This window comes from Pedobacter sp. MC2016-05 (genome assembly GCF_026239735.1).
GTDB lineage: Bacteria > Bacteroidota > Bacteroidia > Sphingobacteriales > Sphingobacteriaceae > Pedobacter.
Map to the genome: position 1 here is coordinate 148761 of NZ_JAPIVT010000004.1, position 17566 is coordinate 166326.

Here is a 17566-nt window from a genome sequence, read left to right on the forward strand (position 1 = left end):
TCTAAAAACCATCAAAGATGATGAAAAGTGTATAGGTTATGGCATAACTAAAATCCTCCTTCCGTCAATTTTAAAATGTACCGCATCAGTTGTTTGAAGCATATCCAACACTTCATTTACGCTGTTGAAACGAGAAATCCGTCCGCCGAAAGTCTTGTTGATTTTTTTACCCCGATAGTCAATTTCCACATTGTACCAACGGGCAATTTTATTCATAATCGTTTCTATATTCTCTTCATTAAAGCTAAAGAAACCATCTTTCCAGGCTATCGCTTCTTCGGCGTCAACTGCCGAAACCACTATTGATGGCGATGAAAGGCTGATAAGCGACTGCTGTCCCGGCTTAAGTAATGCTGATCTAGTGGATTGAAGATTTTTGATTTTCACGCTACCTTCCAACAAAGTTGTTTTATTGCCTGGTTCATTGGTATAAGCGTTGATATTAAAATGCGTTCCCAATACCTCTACTTCCTGGTTTCTCCCAGAAGCTAACTCCGTTTTAACTGTAAAGGGAATTCTCTTGCTGTTTTTATCCAAACGTTTGGCCACTTCAAAATAAGCCTCTCCTTTTAATTCAACCAACCTTTTTGTCTGATCAAAAGCCGTAGGATATCTTAATGATGATTCTGCGTTTAACCACACTTTTGTACCATCAGGAAGATTAATTTGATACTGCCCGCCACGAGGCGTTTCGATGGTGTTATATAAATCTTTTTTTGCGCTTGAAGTCGAAGCCACCGTATAAATTAATTCGCCATTTTTGGTTTTGGTAATATTTATTCCAGCTTGATTTGCAATTATGCCATTTGAAGCATCGGTGAGTGAAATTTTTGAGCCATCGGCTAGCGTTAGTGTTGCTTTATTCCCTCCTGGCTTAATAATTTTCTGTTCCGTTTTGTTTAAGGCTTGCTTGGTTTCCGTATTTTTCTGAACCTCCCGATTAACGACTACACCAATAAAGAAAAGTACTACGGCAGCAGCAGCAAGCTTTAGCCAAAGCTTTTTACTGTGCCCGGTTTTAATTTGGGTTTCCTCTTGAATGGCAGCCCACATTTGGTTGCGGGCATCTGCCAATTCTGAATGGCTTACATCAGCGTGTTTACCCGATAGCTCATTTAAGTGCCACGATTCTACCAAAGCTTTTTCTTCTTCAGTACAAAGGCCGGCGCTGTATTTTTTTAAAAGTTTTTCAACTTCCTCTTTACTCATCACTTCAATATATTTGGCTAATTAAATACATGTAGGTTGAGGAAACCCTAGGTAGTAGATGAAATGAATTTTTTTTTTATTTTAGAAAAGCAAGGACTGCATTTCATTTTCGCGTTTGTTCCTACCACATGCTCATACGCCTTCAGGCCTTAGCCACAAGGCCGGTATCCGCCATGCCAGGTTTAGAAATGAAGTGATGTGCACAAACTCAGGTTTCCTAAACCCGAGTGTTGCGATAATACTTTTTGTTGCAATAGCGTTAACGAAGTATCAACTTTAACAAAAAGATTAAAGCAAAAGCGGGACTGAAGAAACCGATAAGCAGAAATTTGCTTTCCAAAAATTTATTTGATTAATAAGATGGTTGCCAATAACAAAAATGAAGTTAATTTCAAGCGTAAGACTTTGAGCGCATTGCTCATTTGCTTTTTAACGGTTTTATCTGATAAATGAAGAATTTCTGCTATTTGCTTTTGACTCAAATGCTGTTGGCGACTCATTTCAAATATCAACCGCATTTTTGGAGGCAGTAATGAAACCTCCTTTTCTATTAAAGAAGCAAATTCCTTTTCACGAATATAATCATCAGTTACATAATCTCCCTTTAAAGAAAAATCTTCCAGCGATTGTAAATAATTCGAACGTGATTTATTTTTATCCAACCAATCGAAAACTTTATAACGTATTGCGGTGTACAAATAGTTAGAGAGTTGAGATTTGATTTGAATATTTGGATTGCTCCACAGGTAAACAAAAATTTCCTGAACAATATCTCGGGCATCTTCCCTGTCTGGCAACATTTTACAGGCATAGATATACAACAAACCATTAAAGCGTTCGTAAATTTCCTCAAAAGCAAATTTATTTCCATCCTGCATGAGGATGAAAAGTTCATGATCAGTTAATGATTTATAAGCAGGCATTTGGTTAGAATGATTAAACGAATGTAAGAAATAGTTTGGCTTAAATCCTAAATAAAACTGAACAATCACCAATTAACTTAAACGTTTTATTAACGCTTATTTGGTTATTATACACACTATTGTAAACTTCAAAGTTTTAATTGGTATATCGGGAAAAGTCGATATACATTTGCATCATGGATCAGGTAGAAATTTTCAAAGCTTTATCAAACAAAACCCGTTTACAAATTCTAAACTGGCTAAAAAGTCCTGCCGAATACTTTCCAGAGCAACCAAATGCCGATTTTGAAAACGTTGGCGTGTGCGTAGGGCAAATTCAAAATAAAGCCGGTTTATCACAAAGTACCATTTCCGAATACCTCTCTATTTTACAGCGGGCAGACCTAGTTTGCGCCACAAGGGTTGGCCAATGGACCTACTACAAACGTAACCATGAAGGCATTGAAAAATTAAGCAAAATCATCAATACAGAATTATAAAAATTAATAATATGAACACAGATAGTTTATTTAAGCCATTTAGCTTAAAATCATTAAACATAAAAAATAGAATTGTAATGGCTCCAATGACGAGGTCGTTTTCTCCGAATGGAATTCCGACTGATGCCGTTGCCGAATATTATGCAAAGAGAGCTGCCGGCCAGGTTGGTTTAATTCTTTCAGAAGGAACAGTGATTAACCGCCCATCATCTTCTTCCGATCCTAACATTCCTCACTTTTATGGCGAAAAAGCTTTAGCAGGATGGGAAAAAGTGATTAACGAAGTTCATACCGCTGGCGGACAAATGGGGCCACAAATCTGGCACCAGGGCGTCCATGCAAATCATGCTTCGGGCTGGTTGCCAAGTGCTCCTTTTGAAGGACCATCGAGCTTAAATAGTCCGGGTTTTGAAAACGGTGTACCAATGACTGACGCTGCAATTGCAGATACGATTGCAGCTTTTGGTCAGGCTGCTGCAGATGCCAAAGCATTAGGCTTTGACACAGTAGAAATTCATGGTGCTCACCAATACTTAATTGATCAGTTTTTCTGGGATGCAACAAATAACCGCACCGACATTTATGGTGGAAAAACTTTAGCTGAACGCACACGATTCGCTGTTGAAGTAATTAAAGAAGTGCGTAAACGTGTAGGTGAAGATTTTGCTTTAATTATTCGCTTGTCACAATTTAAACCTTCAGCATATGATTTTAAATTAGCCAAGAATGAATCAGAAATGGAACAATGGTTAACGCCAATGGCTGATGCAGGAATTGATATTTTCCACTGCTCACAACGCCGTTTCTGGGAAACTGAATTTGAAGGTTCTGATTTGAACTTTGCAGGCTGGGCAAAAAAATTAACCGGAAAAACAACCATCTCGGTGGGTTCTGTTGGTTTAAGTGGTGATTTCTTCGGCGCTTTCGCTGGCCAAAGCTCAGAGCCAAGCTCATTGGATGAGTTGGTGCGAAGAATGGAGCGTGGAGACTTTGATTTGGTAGCTGTTGGTCGCCCATTATTGGCTGATCCAAACTGGGTTGAAAAAATCAAAAACAACCAAATGGATGAGCTGAAAGGTTTCAGCAAAGAAGCGTTAGCAGAATTAGTATAGTTTTTCTTTCTAAGTATATAATGGAAAACACCTTATCAATGAGGTGTTTTTTTTTACCATGATTTTTCTTGAGCTTGCGCTCGTTTCGAACGAGTGCAAAATAGCTTAGCGATTACAATCGCGTTTAAATAAAAACCAAATCCAAAATTCATCCGCTATGGTCGAAAGGACGATGAGATTTTGTCTCGACAAATAAAATTTTCTTAATTTCACGTTATAAACAAAGGAACTCCCATGTCAAACATATCCCTTATTATCGAAGAAAGACCAGCGAACATCGGCAATTTTATGGTAGGTAGACTACTCCCTTTCCGTGAAAAACGAATGGTTGGTCCATTTGCGTTTATCGATCACATGGGGCCTGCAGCAATGAGCGGCCATGAAAATCTGGACGTTCCTCCGCATCCACACATCGGTTTATCTACACTTACCTTTTTGTTCGAAGGAGAAATAGAACATCGCGATAGTTTAGCAACGGATGTAATTATTAAACCAGGGCAGGTAAACTGGATGACAGCCGGTAGTGGAATTGCTCACTCAGAAAGAACGCCGAAACATCTGCGACAAACCGATAAAATGCTCCATGGCCTTCAAATTTGGGTGGCTTTGCCTAAAGCCCTGGAACAAATGGCGCCAGAGTTTTTTCATGTAGACGAAAAAGATATCCCGAGTTGGGAGCAAGATGGCGTTAACATTAAACTTATTGCAGGCGAAGCTTTTGGTAAAAAATCTCCGGTTCCGGTTTATTGCCCACTTTACTTTATCGAAATTAAAAGCACAACGAGGCAAAAACTAAGTATTGGAAACGATCTTTTTGGCGAAAGTGCATTGTATATTTTAGAGGGTGGGATTGAAAGTGAAGGACATCTTTTCGAACCGCGATTAATTTTAATTGCAAACGATGCCAAGTTATGTGAATTTACGATGCTCGAAAATACAACTGTTTATATTTTTGGAGGAGAACCTTTCCCTGAGGAAAGATTTATTTATTGGAATTTTGTAGCATCAGAGAGAGAATTGATTGAGCAAGCCAAACAAGATTGGTTAGAACAAAAATTTAAACCCGTACCAGGCGAAACCGACTTTGTTCCTTTGCCCAATCAAAACCCTTATCAAAAGAAATAATATGGAGATTAATCAGGTAAACAACGAAAAAAATGGCTATTTCGAAGCTATAGAAAATAATGTGCAGGCAGGCAAAATGAGTTACGTTTGGGCTGGCGAAACCAAAATTATAATCGATCACACAGAAGTTAATCCAGAGTTTTCGGGCAAAGGGATTGGCAAACAGCTGTTAATGGCTGTAGTTGAAAATGCCCGCGAAAATAAGATTAAAATACTTCCCCTTTGTCCTTTCGCTAAAGGTGTGTTCGACAAAGACGAAACGATACGCGATGTTTTGTTTTAGCGAATTTATTCCGCTAACAAAGCCTGCTTAATTTTCTCAGCCGCTTCGGCCAGCTCTTCCTGGGTTGGCCTTAGCTTCTCCTTGGCAAAGTTCATATCGGCTACACTATTCATCGGTATTAAGTGAATATGAGCATGCGGAACTTCTAACCCAATAACCGAAACGCCAACTTTTTTGCAAGGAAAGGCGGTCTTCACTCCTTTTGACACAATTTTGGCAAACATCCAAAGGCCAACATATAAATCTTCATCCATATCGAAAATATAATCTACTTCGATTTTAGGAATAACTAAAACGTGGCCAGCGGTTAAGGGCTGAGCATCTAAAAAGGCTAAATACTCAACAGTTTCTGCAACAACATGCGCTGGTATTTCTCCTGCAACAATTTTTGAAAAGATAGTCATAAGTCAGTTGTGGGTTATCAGTTATGAGTTACAGGTTTGGGCTTACAACCTGTAACCCATAACTCTCAACTTCTTTTATCTAGAGATTTCTAAAACTTCGAATTGCATTTTACCTGCAGGCACTTCAATTTCGGCAAATTCGCCAACAGATTTTCCTAACAAACCTTGCGCAATAGGAGATTTTACAGAAATTTTTCCTGTTTTTAAATCGGCCTCAGTTTCGGCTACCAATTGGTAAGTCATGGTTGCGCCGTTTTTAACATTTTTAATTTTAACAATTGATAATGCCAATACCTTTGATAAATCCAATTTCGACTCATCAATCAGGCGGGCATTTGCCAATGTATTCTTTAATTTTGAGATTTTGGCCTCATGCAAACCCTGTGCTTCTTTGGCAGCGTCATACTCTGCATTTTCCGATAAATCACCCTTATCTCTCGCCTCAGCAATTGCTTTAGATATTAGCTGACGGCCGGTGGTAGTTAAATAATGAACTTCTTCTTTCAGCTTATCTAACCCCTCTTGTGTGTAATACGTTACCTCTGTCATTGCTCTATTAATTTTATTCAAACGCTATAAAAAACAAACAAGACTACATAGTTGGTTTGCTACATAGTCTTGCTTCAATTATAACGAAGATAAATTGTGGAAATTACAAAAGCAAATAAAAGATCAGGATTTTTAGATTTTAACATTGAGTTGCCACTAATCACCACATTAATAAACCTTCATTCCCCATACCATTCTTCTTTCGCTTGAAATAAAAAAGTAACATTCAAACAGACACTCATTTAAAATTCATTCAATTATGATATTTTAGTCGAAATTATTCAAAAATGAAAAAGTTATTTTCTTTATTCCTCTTTGTCGGACTAGGAAGTTATACGCTTTCGGCGCAAGAGCTATATATGCCACGAAATTTGAAGGCAGCTTACGATAAAGGAACCCGCTCTATGAACGGTAATCCTGGTGCCAACTATTGGCAAAATCATGGCAAATACACCATGGATATTAAAGTAGATGCCGCTACGAAAATGGTTAGCGGCCAAGAAGAAATTTTGTATAGCAATAACAGCAACGATACGCTAAAAACATTGGCTATTCGTTTTGTGAACAATTTACACAAGCCGACTTCTCCACGTGGAGGTGCTGTAAGCGAAGATTTTTTAACAACAGGGCTAAACATATCTTCGTTTTCTGTTGATGGAGAAACGTATAAAGTAGATTCAAAAAACTGGGGAACGGTTGGCAATGTGCGTTTGAAAAAGCCGTTAAACCCAAAGTCGAAAGTATCTGTTAAAATAGGATGGGATTATCCTTTATCAAAAGAAAGCGGTCGCGAAGGACAGATTGATCCAAACTCTTTCTTTGTGGCTTACAGCTATCCTCGTATTTCTGTTTATGATGATTACAATGGTTGGGATAGAATTCCACATACCGATAGAGCGGAATTTTACAATGATTTTAACGATTATGTTTTCTCAGTAACAGCGCCAAAAGATTACGTGGTTTACGCTACCGGTGATTTCTTAAATCCTGATGAAGTATTGCAGCCAGAAATTTCCGCCCGATTGAAAAAGTCATACGATACAGATGGAGTAATTAATATTGCCACTGCTGATGAATTGAAAAATGGTAAAGTAACGGTTCAAAAAGATTGGAATACCTGGAGATTTAAGGCCAATCATATTCCTGATGTTACGTTTGCCATGAGCGATCATTACGTTTGGGATGGTGGAAGTGTTGTGGTAGATTCAAAAAGCGGTCGCAGGGCAAGTGCACAGGCAGCCTATAACCCAACCACAGGAAAAGATTTTTTAAATTCGGTAAAATACAACATTAATGCACTGGCCTGGTTCTCGAATAACTGGCCTGGCATTCCTTATCCTTACGCTAAAAGCGTTGCTTTTCAAGGCTTTGCAGATATGGAATATCCGATGATGGTTAATGATTCTAACTTCGGCGATCCGGTTTTCGCTCAACTGGTTCAAGACCATGAAGTGGCGCATACCTATTTTCCTTTCTTTATGGGGACAAATGAAACGCGTTATGCTTATATGGATGAAGGTTGGGCAACTACTTTCGAATATTTAATCGGCATTGCCGAACATGGCCAAAAAGCTGCTGATGATTTCTACAAAAAATTTAGGGTTAACAGCTACATCAACGATAAATCTGCAGAAGAAGATCAGCCCGTAATTTCGATGTCTGACCAAGTTTCTGGTGCCGGGTACGGAAATAATTCGTACGGAAAGGCTTCGTTAAGTTATCTGGCATTGAAAGATATGTTGGGCGATGATTTATTTAAAAAAGCACTTCATCATTACATGAACACCTGGAATGGTAAACATCCCATCCCATGGGACTATTTTAATTCGATGAATACAGGATCAAGACAGAATTTAAACTGGTTCTTTCAGAACTGGTTTTTCACAAATCACTACCTCGATTTGGCCCTAAGTAACCCGCAAATTTCATCAGGAAAAGTAACGTTTGTAATTAAAAATGTTGGCGGTTTTGCTATCCCATTTGATATTTTGGTTACCGATACGGAAGGTAAAACAGAAACCATCCATAAAACACCAGCGGTTTGGAAAGTGAATCAGAAAGAATTTGCCATGACGATTAATACTAACCGTAAAATAAAGTCGATTACTTTGGATAATGGTATTTATGTAGATGCTACTCCAAATGATAACGTTTTTGTTGTAAAATAACAGCAGTTTAAAGTTGGCCGTTTAGGAGTGTAAATGACCAACTTTAAACTTTTTACTTTCTACTTTAAACTTTTTACTCGATACTAGCTATTCTCCGCTTTACAAACAGGCTGGTGTTTAACAGGAAAATTTAAAGAGTTGGCGATAAAACACATTTTGTTCGCTTCCACATGCAACGATTCAGCTAATTCAAAATGTGCATTATCTGCTATTAAAACCTGTGGATGTAGGGTCACTTCCTTAAACTTACCACTTCCATCTGCCGATTCTTCCATTGTGCCAACAGCCTGATCTTTATAATCGATAACTACTATTTCGTTTTTAGAACACAAGTGCAAATACCAAAGCATATGGCAACTGGAAATAGAAGCCAATAACAAATCTTCGGGGTTATATTTAGATTTATCGCCAAGAAAGGCAGAATCTGATGAACCAGAAATATCGCTTTTTCCTTGGACAGAAATAACGTAGTCGCGATCGTAAGAGCGGTAATCCATTGTTCCGGAGCCTTTATTGCCCGTCCAGGTTACAGTGGTAGTGTATAAATGATCTTTCGGCATGATATAATTTAGTTAGAAATGTATTCCAATTTAGGAAATAAGGGTGGAAACTAAGAGAAGAAATCGCAATTGTTTCTTAATTTAGAATCAAAATGAAAAAATTTCCCGCCCAAAATTAGAAATTGAATAGACTTAATCACAGCCATGACCAAAACTCACACCACTAACTATTTCGATACTTTTATTGAGGTAGCAGAAGATTGTCCGGTTAGCCACGGAGAAATACCAAAACCAAAAGGAAACAATAAAACGGTTGCTGAATTACAGTTTGAAATGATCTCAAAAAAGCCATACGAATACTCATCTGATGATGTGTTATTTCAAGTTTTCGCAGAAAGAAACGATAGCAGCGAAGCAGAAAAAGATGAAGCCAAGAAAAGCTTTTTCTCGAAAGGACAACCTTGTTTTCGTGCTTCACCTTTAACAAAACGATATGGCTTTGGCGTTCACTCCAACCACGAAGGCAAAATTGCTATTTATGGAATGGAAACAGAAGAATACACAAAGCTATCTTCCGATTCTGGAATTAAAACAGTGAAAGCCATGCGTACCTCAAAAAATAATTCAAGAGTCTAAAAAGAAAGTCCCTCCAGTTTTTGAGCCAAAACTTCCGATATCTTGCGATAAGAATCGAAGGTCCAACCGCCAACATGCGGTGTCAAAATCACTTTTTCATTTTTGGCCAGTTCTTTATACCAATCTTGCTCACCCAGGGCCGGAAATTTTTCAGTTTGTAATACATCTAGTCCTGCACTTAAAATTTTACCTGATGAGATGGCATTTAAAACGGCTTTTGTGTTTACAATTTCGCCTCTGGCGGTATTGATAAAGAAAATGGGCTTTTTAAAATGGAAAAAATATTCATCATCAACCATCTGTTTGGTTTCGGCGGTGAGTGGAATGTGCAAACTGAGCACATCGCTGTGCTTTACAATTTCTTCCATACTTACTTCCCGGGCGAACGCATCAGAAAAGCCAGTTTTATATTTATCGTAAGCCATTACATCAACCTCAAAGCCAGCTAGTTTTTTCGCGAAACTTTGTCCCATAAAGCCATAACCAATAATGCCTACTTTTTTTCCTTTTAATTCATACCCTCGGTTTCCTTCGCGATCCCAAACCCCGTTTCTGATCTCCATATCAGCCCTTCGGAAATTATTCATCAGCGATAAAAGCAAACCTGTGGCGTGTTCGCCCACCGCATCGCAATTACCTTCTGGGGCGTTAATTAACTCGATACCTCGTTCAAAAGCAATTTTATCATCGATATTATCTAAACCAGCACCGGCACGGGCTACAAATTTCAGGTTTGCAGCCGCCGCGAAAAGCTCAGCATCAATCCTGAATTTGGTACGAACAGCAATACCGACGTAGTCTTTTATTTTTTCTAACGTCTGCTGTCTGGTAATTTCAGGTTCATCATCAACCTGATAGCCCAACGCCACCGCCTGCTCTTTAAAAGCGGGATGTAAATCATCAACGATTAATATTTTTTCCATTTCGAACAAAAGTAACAATTTAGATATTGGCCATTTATAATATTGTTCAATTGTTTTCCTGTTTCACTAACAGAAATAGGCCTGGCTATTTAAATTTGAACAAAAATTGCTCACAAAAATATTACTATAAAATGGCTGTAATAAAATAGTTACGCCTGCTTAATTAAACTTAGTTGCCGTTACTTTGTCTCCCTTTACAAAAACACACAACAAATAATATATTTTAATGAGAATTTTTAAATCAAGGACGATACAAATTACCCTTCTATTCTTAAGTTTATCCTTTAACCTTTTCGCCCAAACTGGAGGCAAGGCAAAAATAATCGGTGTACTAAAAGATGCCAAAACACAAGAGACCATCCCATTTGCAACGGCTGTTTTAATTGATAAAGCTACCGCTAAAAATGCTAAAATAGCACAAACTGATGCAAACGGTGCTTTTGTAATGGCCGATTTACCTACAGGAACTTTTACTTTTAAAATAAGTTTTGTTGGCTACCAAACCATGGTACGCGATAACGTAAACATTACCTCAGCCACCGGAACTTTAAACTTCGGCGATATTAAAATGAATACTGCCAAAGGAAATATTTTAAGCGAAGTTACGGTAACCGGACAAAAACAAGGTATGCAAATGGGTATCGATAAAAAGATTTTTGCTGTAGATCAAAGCGTAATTAGCGAAGGTGGTTCTGCCGGCGATTTACTACAAAATGTTCCTTCTGTTTCTACAGATATGGACGGAAATGTGAGCCTACGTGGATCGAGCGGCGTTAGGGTTTTAATTGATGGCAAACCTTCACTTATTGCCGGTGGTAACGTGGCGCAAATTCTCCAGTCTATCCCAGCAAGTTCTATTGAAAGTGTAGAGGTAATTACCAACCCGTCATCTAAATATGATGCGGAAGGCCAATCTGGCATCATCAATATTGTGCTAAAGAAAAATACTAAACTTGGTTTTAACGGTTCGGTGGCTTTAACTGCCGGTAACCGCGACAACTACAATGGCAATACCAATTTAAGTTTTCAAAATAGTAAAGTAAACCTTTACGGAAACTACAGCTATCGTTACGGCAATAGAATTGGTGGTGGCTTCCAGGATATTACTTATAAAAGCCCAACCACTTCAACTGCTTTTGCAAACCAAAATACTTCATCAACTTCGTTGGATAAGGGACATAATGCTAAAGCAGGTTTAGATTATTACATCACTCCTAAAAGCATTGTAAGTTTATCTGGTGGTTTTAACTCAAGAGAAAATGACCGCGATGAATTTGTTGACATCAGACAATTGCGCTCTAATTTAAGTCCGGTTTTACTAAGCAATAGAAGCAATACCAATAAAGGTGATGGAAGCAGTTATGATTTAAATTTGGATTACGTTCAAAAATTTAAAAAACCGAAAGAGGAACTTACTTTTAATTTTGGTTATTCTTACGGAACGAATAATAATGATCAGGCGTACAGCACCACTTTTACCAACCAAAATGGAAATGCGGTAAACATCAATCCAAGTTTACAGCGTATTTTTAATACTGGCGATAACACAAATTATAACATCCAGGCTGATTACACTTTGCCAGTTGGTAAAGCAGGTAAAATTGAAACCGGCTACCGCAGCCAAATTCGTTTAGGAGATAACGATCAATATGCAGATTCGATTTTAACCAATACTGAAATTTACATTCGTAATAACAAATTGATTAATGATTTTAACAGCAAAGATCAGGTTCATGCGCTTTACCTAAACTATCAAAATCAGATAAAAGATTTTGGTTACCAAATCGGCTTAAGAGCTGAAGATGCCCGTTTAGATACCCATCTGGAAGGATATAACGGTAATAACCTGGTAGCAAGTGAAGGAAACATCCATTACAAAAGGTTATACCCAAGTGTATTTTTAACGCAAAAATTAAAAGGTGAGCAAACGGTTCAGCTAAGCTATACACGCCGTGTAAATCGTCCTCGCCCATGGGATACCAATCCATTTTTAGATGTATCCGATCCGTTGAATTACAGAGCAGGTAATCCGAATTTATATCCGGAAGATGTACACTCTTTTGAATTGGGTTACAGCAAATATTTCAAAAAGGTAACCTTAACATCTAGCTTATATTTCCGCCAAACCAATGATGTAATTCAAAGGGTAAGAAGTGTGCCTGATGCAAATGGAATTATCACCACAACACCACAAAACTTAACCCGCCAACAAAATAGTGGTTTAGAATTAATTGGTCGTTTCGATTTAATTAAAGCGTTAAACTTTACTACTAACGTAAATTTATATCAACAGAAATTTGAAGGTGATGAAAGATTCAACATTGCCAGCAGAAGTGGTTTTAGCTGGAATGGAAATATCACTGGAAATTTAACTGTAGCAAAAAACGTATCTATTCAGGTTCGTGCCGATTACAGGGCACCAGAAGTAATGGCGCAAGGTAAACGTAACGCCATGTACGGTATTGATGGCGGAGCCAAATACGATTTCCCTAACAAAAAAGCCTCACTTAGTTTCAACATTAGAGATGTGTTTAATACCCGCAGATGGAGCATGACTACTGATGATAACTTTACGTATATCGATTTTGCCCGACGCATGCAAGGAACAATGGGTAACCTAACGTTTTCTTACCGCTTCGGAAAAACCACATTCAATTTAAATAAAACCAAGAAGAAGGACGATCAGCAAGACAATCGTCCTGATGAAGGCTCATTTTAATTTGAAAAAGGCGTTTAAAAAGATATTTTTAAACGCCTTTTTTATAAATGCTAACCAAACATTGAAAAAACGTCTCCCTAAATTTTGTCTTACTTTCTTGATTCTATTTTCAGGAGTCATGGCTTTTGCCGCCGAAAAAGGAACGATTAGTGGCAAAGTGGTAGAGGAAGTTGGCGGTTTATCTATTCCCTCAGCTATTATTTCGGTATATCTTGGAGATGCAGAACAACCTTTGATTACTTCTACAAGTGATGATGACGGTTTTTTTAGCATCAAAAATCTGAAAAGCGGAAACTATCGCATTAAAATTAGTTTTGTTGGTTATGCACCTTTGGTGGTAAACGGAATCATCCTTACTGACAAAGATTTTGATAAAAACTTAGGATCATTAAAACTCAGCTCAGAGCAAAATGCGCTGCAGGAAGTAACCATTACCGTACAGAAACCTGCAATAGAATTTGGTGCCGATGGTGTAACCTATAACGTCGGGTCCACTTTGCTAGCGGAAGGCAGCACCGCAACAGATGTTTTAAAAAATGTACCCATGGTACAGGTTGATATCGATGGGAATGCAACTATTGCGGGCAAAAAAAGCACCCGTGTTTTTATTGATGGAAAGCCATCTGATTATATGACATCGAACATTGCCGATCTTTTGAATGTGCTTCCATCGGATGCAATTGAAAAAATCGCAGTGCTCACCAACCCACCTGCAAAATACAGCGGCGACGGGGAAGGAATCATTAATATTGTGATGAAAAAAGGGTTTAAGGTAGGGTTTAATGGTAATATCGGCATAGCAGTTGGTGTGCAAGGAAATGGAAATGCCAATACGAATGCTTCCTACCGTGGAAAAAATTATGCTATTAATGGAAGTGCGGCCTATCGCTATAACGTGGGCAAGGGTGAAAATAATAGTTATAGAGAAAACTTCTTTCCTGACACCACATTTTATTACGATCAAAGCGGTGCCAACAAAAGCAAAAGCAGAGGTGCCAATTTTAGGTTGGGTTTTGATTGGGACATCACGCCAAAGCAAAACATTCGCCTATCAACCAATTACAACGATAATACATCTTCTTCCAATTCAGCAAACGATCTTCGCTATTTAAGCGAGCAACTCATTGAAAAACGATTGCGCAACCAAGCCAATACAGGCGATGGGAACAGCAACAACGTCGTAATTAATGCCGATTACAAGCTACAGACTGATACGAGTGGCGGAAACCTATCGATTGGGTTAACATTTAATAACAATGGGAGTTCAGATCTTCGAGCCTATAATACCTCCTATTTACCCATTGGTATTTCGCGAGCAACCTTGCAAAAAAACAATAATGATATTGGAAATAATGGCATCACTTTTAACCTGGACTATGATAAACCAGTATTTAAAAAGAGAGATCGTGTTGAGTTAGGTCTTGCTTATAACTACAGAAAAAATGACAACGACTTATTGGTCGAAAATTTCAATTTTCAAACGCAGCAATTTGTAACGAATGATAGGTTGAGTAATCAATTTTTATACAGTGAAAACATTCTGGCGGGATATGCATCATACAATTATCGCAATGCAGGTTGGGGCGTAAAAACAGGGGTTAGAACCGAATTAACAGACGTGGCTTTCGATCTTTCGACAGGAGAAAACTATAATGTAAAGCCTTATCTAAGTATTTTCCCCAACTTTTCGGTTAATAAATTTTTCCGCAAACGTTATAATTTTGGCGCAACATACAGCGTTCGTATCAACAGACCAAGAGAAAACACCTTGAATCCACAGGTTAATAATGTAGATACGTTAAATATTTCTTATGGTAATCCGAACCTTTCGCCCTCATACACGCACCAAATGGATATTAGTTTTGGGGCATTTGGGCAGAAATGGTCTTTTACGCCCCGCCTTTCTTATTCCACTAGTCAGGGCGTAATTGAAAGATTTAGAACAGTTACCTTAATTCCAGGTTCCACCTCCGCTCGATCGGAAAGCACTTTCGATAACGTTGGAACAAACAATTCTCTGGCTTTGATTCTAATTGGAAATTATCGTCCTACGAATAAAATATCAGCCAATGGGAATTTCAGTGTGATTCAGAGTAATTACACTTCAAAATTGAATTCAGCCTTGAATAGAGATGGATTAAGCATTAGGGGAACTTTTGGCTTTTCTATGCAACTTCCACAGAAAACTGCTTTCGAATCAAATTTAAATTATGCCAATAACGTAAGTGCCCAAGGAAGAAACAAGGGTTCGGTAACTTCGAGTTTCTCTGCGAGAAAAATGTTTTTTAGCAACAGATTAAATTTCAGGGTTACACTAAACGATATTTTTGGAAATCGAAGTAACACCATTTATAACGAAGGTGAAAACTTTAGATTGCAAAGTTTTTCTACGAATAATACGCAAAATTTCATATTCAGCTTAAACTACAGGTTTACAAAGATCGCAAAAAAAATTCTACCACCGCCCCCAGCAACACCATGATAAATTTTATTTAGGATAGGATATTTGTAATTTGCGTAATGGAAGAAAAAAACCCCTGGAAAACACTAGAAAGTGACTTGAAATATGACAACTACTGGATTAGTGTCACCGAACATCAGGTGATCAATCCATCTGGTGGGAAAGGAATTTACGGTGAAGTACACTTTAAAAACTTAGCCATTGGCATTTTGCCACTCGATGAAGATTACAATACCTGGTTAGTGGGACAATATCGCTTTCCGTTAAAAGCTTATAGCTGGGAGATTCCCGAAGGTGGCGGACCATTGGGTGAGGATCCATTAGAAAGTGCCCGAAGAGAATTGCTGGAAGAAACAGGCATGAGCGCAAGCAACTGGAAAGAAATTCAACGCATGCATTTGTCAAATTCAGTGAGCGATGAATTAAGCATCATTTACGTAGCCACCGGATTAATTCAAGGCATTGCAATGCCAGAAGAAACCGAAGAATTAATGGTTAAAAAAGTCTCGTTTGATGAGGCTTTCGAAATGGTGATGAAAAATGAAATTACCGATTCAATGAGCGTGGCTGCAATTTTAAAAGCGAAGCTGATGATTATGGAAAACCTGATTTGATGTCTATTTTATCATGAAATGTTCCTAACGGAACATGAAAAACCAGGAATTCTTTCTAGCCAGGAGATATCCCTACGGGATATTTGGGCGCTTAAAAAATGAAATTTATGCCTCAATTTTAATGATATATACCAAAGCCGGGTGTCACATGTTCCGTAGGAACATTTCCTCGGTAGAAACGTTTCATAAAAATTAGTTATATTCATTAAAAAATGATATGATAAACACCTACACCCAAATACACATCCAATTTGTTTTTGCGGTGAAATATCGAGCGGCATTAATTGAGGCAGAATGGGAGGATAATTTGCAAAAATACATCACCGGAATCTTCCAAAACAACAACCACCAAATGATTCAGATCAATAACATGCCGGATCATATCCATATTTTGGTTGGGATACGTCCACATCAATCAATTTCGAGTTTAATTCAAAACCGAAAGTTCAAAATGGATTAACGATCAAAATTTATCTAAATCGAAATTTTCATGGCGAGAGGGTTATGGTGCATTCTCTTATTCAAAACGTCTCCTACCAAACGTAATTCAATATATCTACAATCAAAAAGAGCATCACAAAAAAGAAAGCTTTCTAAGCGAGTACGCTAAATCTTTAAAAGATTTTGAAATTGAATTCGAGGATAAATACATCTTCAAGGAACCAGAATAATTTATATTATCTTTGTTGCTTTATTTTAAAACCAGATGAGCAAATTTTTCGGCTATATACTTACCCCAATATTTTACATTTTCTTTGGTTTAATACTGTGCATCTTCCATCCCATTCAATGGATTTGCTATAAATTATTTGGCTATAAAGCGCACAAAACGTCGGTTGATATGCTAAATTTCTTCTTAACCTATTGCCAGATATTTTTATTTAATTCCATTAGTTTCAAGAATGAATATGATCTCCCAACCGATCGGCCAATCATATTTGCAGCTAACCATCAAAGCATGTACGATATCCCATCGTTGATTTGGTTTTTAAGAAAATACAGTGCAAAATTTATCTCCAAAATTGAACTCACAAAGGGGATTCCCTCTATTTCTATTAACTTACGCTTAGGGGGCGGAGCCAATATCAACAGAAAAGACAATAAACAAGCCATTTCCGAAATTATCAAACTTGGCCGTAGAATGAAAGAAAATAACTGGAGCACGGTTATTTTTCCTGAAGGTACCAGGGCTAAAGATGGAATGGTGAAGCAATTTCAATTCGGAGGAATCGCAACCATTTTGAAAGCAGTTCCAAACGCATTAGTGGTGCCAATAGCCATCGAAAACTCGTGGAAGATCGTTCGCTTCGGAATGTTTCCTTTAACTACCGGCCATGCGTTAAAATGGACGGTTTTGAAACCGATAGAACCAGGGCTTAAAACGCCAAACGAAATTACGCTGGAAGCCGAGACAGAAATTAGAAAAGTTTTGGAGCAAGAAATAACTTTATAATAAAAAAT

17 protein-coding genes are annotated in these 17566 nt (G+C 37.9%); 11 read left to right on the forward strand and 6 right to left on the reverse strand.

Annotated elements, in window-relative coordinates:
* Nucleotides 1-36: 36 nt before the first annotated feature.
* Both OQZ33_RS07875 and OQZ33_RS07880 read right to left on the reverse strand, forming a co-directional pair.
* Entirely contained in the window at nucleotides 37-1209 is a 1173-nt protein-coding gene (locus OQZ33_RS07875; protein WP_265798504.1) for a FecR family protein, read from the reverse strand.
* A gap of 344 nt (nucleotides 1210-1553) precedes the next feature.
* On the reverse strand, nucleotides 1554-2132 hold the full coding sequence (locus tag OQZ33_RS07880) for an RNA polymerase sigma factor (protein ID WP_265798506.1): 579 nt from the start codon (nucleotides 2130-2132) through the stop codon (nucleotides 1554-1556).
* Nucleotides 2133-2308: 176 nt separating this feature from the next.
* On the opposite strand from OQZ33_RS07880, the gene OQZ33_RS07885 reads away from it, so the two are divergent.
* The 4 genes from OQZ33_RS07885 (at nucleotide 2309) to OQZ33_RS07900 (ending at nucleotide 5131) form a co-directional block, all read left to right on the forward strand.
* Nucleotides 2309-2611 (forward strand): ArsR/SmtB family transcription factor, encoded by a 303-nt coding sequence (locus tag OQZ33_RS07885; protein ID WP_056848339.1) that lies wholly within the window; start codon nucleotides 2309-2311, stop codon nucleotides 2609-2611.
* Between the two features lie 11 nt (nucleotides 2612-2622).
* Nucleotides 2623-3723 carry an NADH:flavin oxidoreductase gene (locus OQZ33_RS07890; protein WP_265798507.1) on the forward strand — a complete coding sequence of 367 codons (1101 nt, stop codon included), beginning with the start codon at nucleotides 2623-2625 and terminating at the stop codon, nucleotides 3721-3723.
* Nucleotides 3724-3957: 234 nt separating this feature from the next.
* Nucleotides 3958-4848 (forward strand): pirin family protein, encoded by an 891-nt coding sequence (locus OQZ33_RS07895; protein WP_265798508.1) that lies wholly within the window; start codon nucleotides 3958-3960, stop codon nucleotides 4846-4848.
* A gap of 1 nt (nucleotide 4849) precedes the next feature.
* Nucleotides 4850-5131, forward strand: coding sequence for a GNAT family N-acetyltransferase (locus tag OQZ33_RS07900; RefSeq protein WP_265798509.1), 282 nt, complete (start codon nucleotides 4850-4852; stop codon nucleotides 5129-5131).
* Nucleotides 5132-5136: 5 nt separating this feature from the next.
* On the opposite strand, the gene OQZ33_RS07905 is transcribed toward OQZ33_RS07900, so the two are convergent.
* Together OQZ33_RS07905 and greA are read right to left on the reverse strand one after the other, a co-directional pair.
* Nucleotides 5137-5535, reverse strand: coding sequence for an HIT family protein (locus tag OQZ33_RS07905; protein ID WP_265798510.1), 399 nt, complete (start codon nucleotides 5533-5535; stop codon nucleotides 5137-5139).
* 75 nt (nucleotides 5536-5610) lie between these two features.
* A complete protein-coding gene (gene greA, locus OQZ33_RS07910) occupies nucleotides 5611-6084 on the reverse strand; it encodes a transcription elongation factor GreA (protein ID WP_029276724.1) in 474 nt (157 codons plus the stop codon).
* 287 nt (nucleotides 6085-6371) lie between these two features.
* On the opposite strand from greA, the gene OQZ33_RS07915 reads away from it, so the two are divergent.
* On the forward strand, nucleotides 6372-8252 hold the full coding sequence (locus OQZ33_RS07915; RefSeq protein WP_265798511.1) for a M1 family metallopeptidase: 1881 nt from the start codon (nucleotides 6372-6374) through the stop codon (nucleotides 8250-8252).
* A gap of 83 nt (nucleotides 8253-8335) precedes the next feature.
* Here OQZ33_RS07915 and OQZ33_RS07920 read toward each other — a convergent pair whose 3' ends face one another.
* Nucleotides 8336-8812 carry an OsmC family protein gene (locus OQZ33_RS07920; RefSeq protein WP_265798512.1) on the reverse strand — a complete coding sequence of 159 codons (477 nt, stop codon included), beginning with the start codon at nucleotides 8810-8812 and terminating at the stop codon, nucleotides 8336-8338.
* A 144-nt stretch (nucleotides 8813-8956) separates the two neighbouring features.
* Between OQZ33_RS07920 and OQZ33_RS07925 the strand changes: the two genes are divergently transcribed.
* Complete coding sequence (locus OQZ33_RS07925) at nucleotides 8957-9388, forward strand: DUF6157 family protein (RefSeq protein WP_265798513.1); 432 nt, start codon at nucleotides 8957-8959, stop codon at nucleotides 9386-9388.
* On the opposite strand, the gene OQZ33_RS07930 is transcribed toward OQZ33_RS07925, so the two are convergent.
* Nucleotides 9385-10311: an NAD(P)-dependent oxidoreductase gene (locus OQZ33_RS07930; RefSeq protein WP_265798514.1), complete on the reverse strand. Its 927-nt coding sequence runs from the start codon at nucleotides 10309-10311 to the stop codon at nucleotides 9385-9387. The two genes, OQZ33_RS07925 and OQZ33_RS07930, sit on opposite strands and share 4 nt — an antisense overlap.
* Nucleotides 10312-10537: 226 nt before the next feature.
* On the opposite strand from OQZ33_RS07930, the gene OQZ33_RS07935 reads away from it, so the two are divergent.
* The 5 genes from OQZ33_RS07935 to OQZ33_RS07955 all read left to right on the forward strand — a co-directional run bounded on the left by OQZ33_RS07935 (nucleotide 10538) and on the right by OQZ33_RS07955 (nucleotide 17558).
* Nucleotides 10538-13030 (forward strand): TonB-dependent receptor domain-containing protein, encoded by a 2493-nt coding sequence (locus tag OQZ33_RS07935; RefSeq protein WP_265798515.1) that lies wholly within the window; start codon nucleotides 10538-10540, stop codon nucleotides 13028-13030.
* A gap of 118 nt (nucleotides 13031-13148) precedes the next feature.
* Nucleotides 13149-15512: an outer membrane beta-barrel protein gene (locus OQZ33_RS07940; protein ID WP_265798516.1), complete on the forward strand. Its 2364-nt coding sequence runs from the start codon at nucleotides 13149-13151 to the stop codon at nucleotides 15510-15512.
* A gap of 38 nt (nucleotides 15513-15550) precedes the next feature.
* Nucleotides 15551-16105 (forward strand): NUDIX domain-containing protein, encoded by a 555-nt coding sequence (locus tag OQZ33_RS07945; RefSeq protein WP_265798517.1) that lies wholly within the window; start codon nucleotides 15551-15553, stop codon nucleotides 16103-16105.
* A gap of 217 nt (nucleotides 16106-16322) precedes the next feature.
* On the forward strand, nucleotides 16323-16565 hold the full coding sequence (gene tnpA / locus OQZ33_RS07950; protein ID WP_265798518.1) for an IS200/IS605 family transposase: 243 nt from the start codon (nucleotides 16323-16325) through the stop codon (nucleotides 16563-16565).
* 246 nt (nucleotides 16566-16811) lie between these two features.
* Complete coding sequence (locus OQZ33_RS07955) at nucleotides 16812-17558, forward strand: lysophospholipid acyltransferase family protein (protein WP_265798519.1); 747 nt, start codon at nucleotides 16812-16814, stop codon at nucleotides 17556-17558.
* Nucleotides 17559-17566 lie beyond the last annotated feature (8 nt).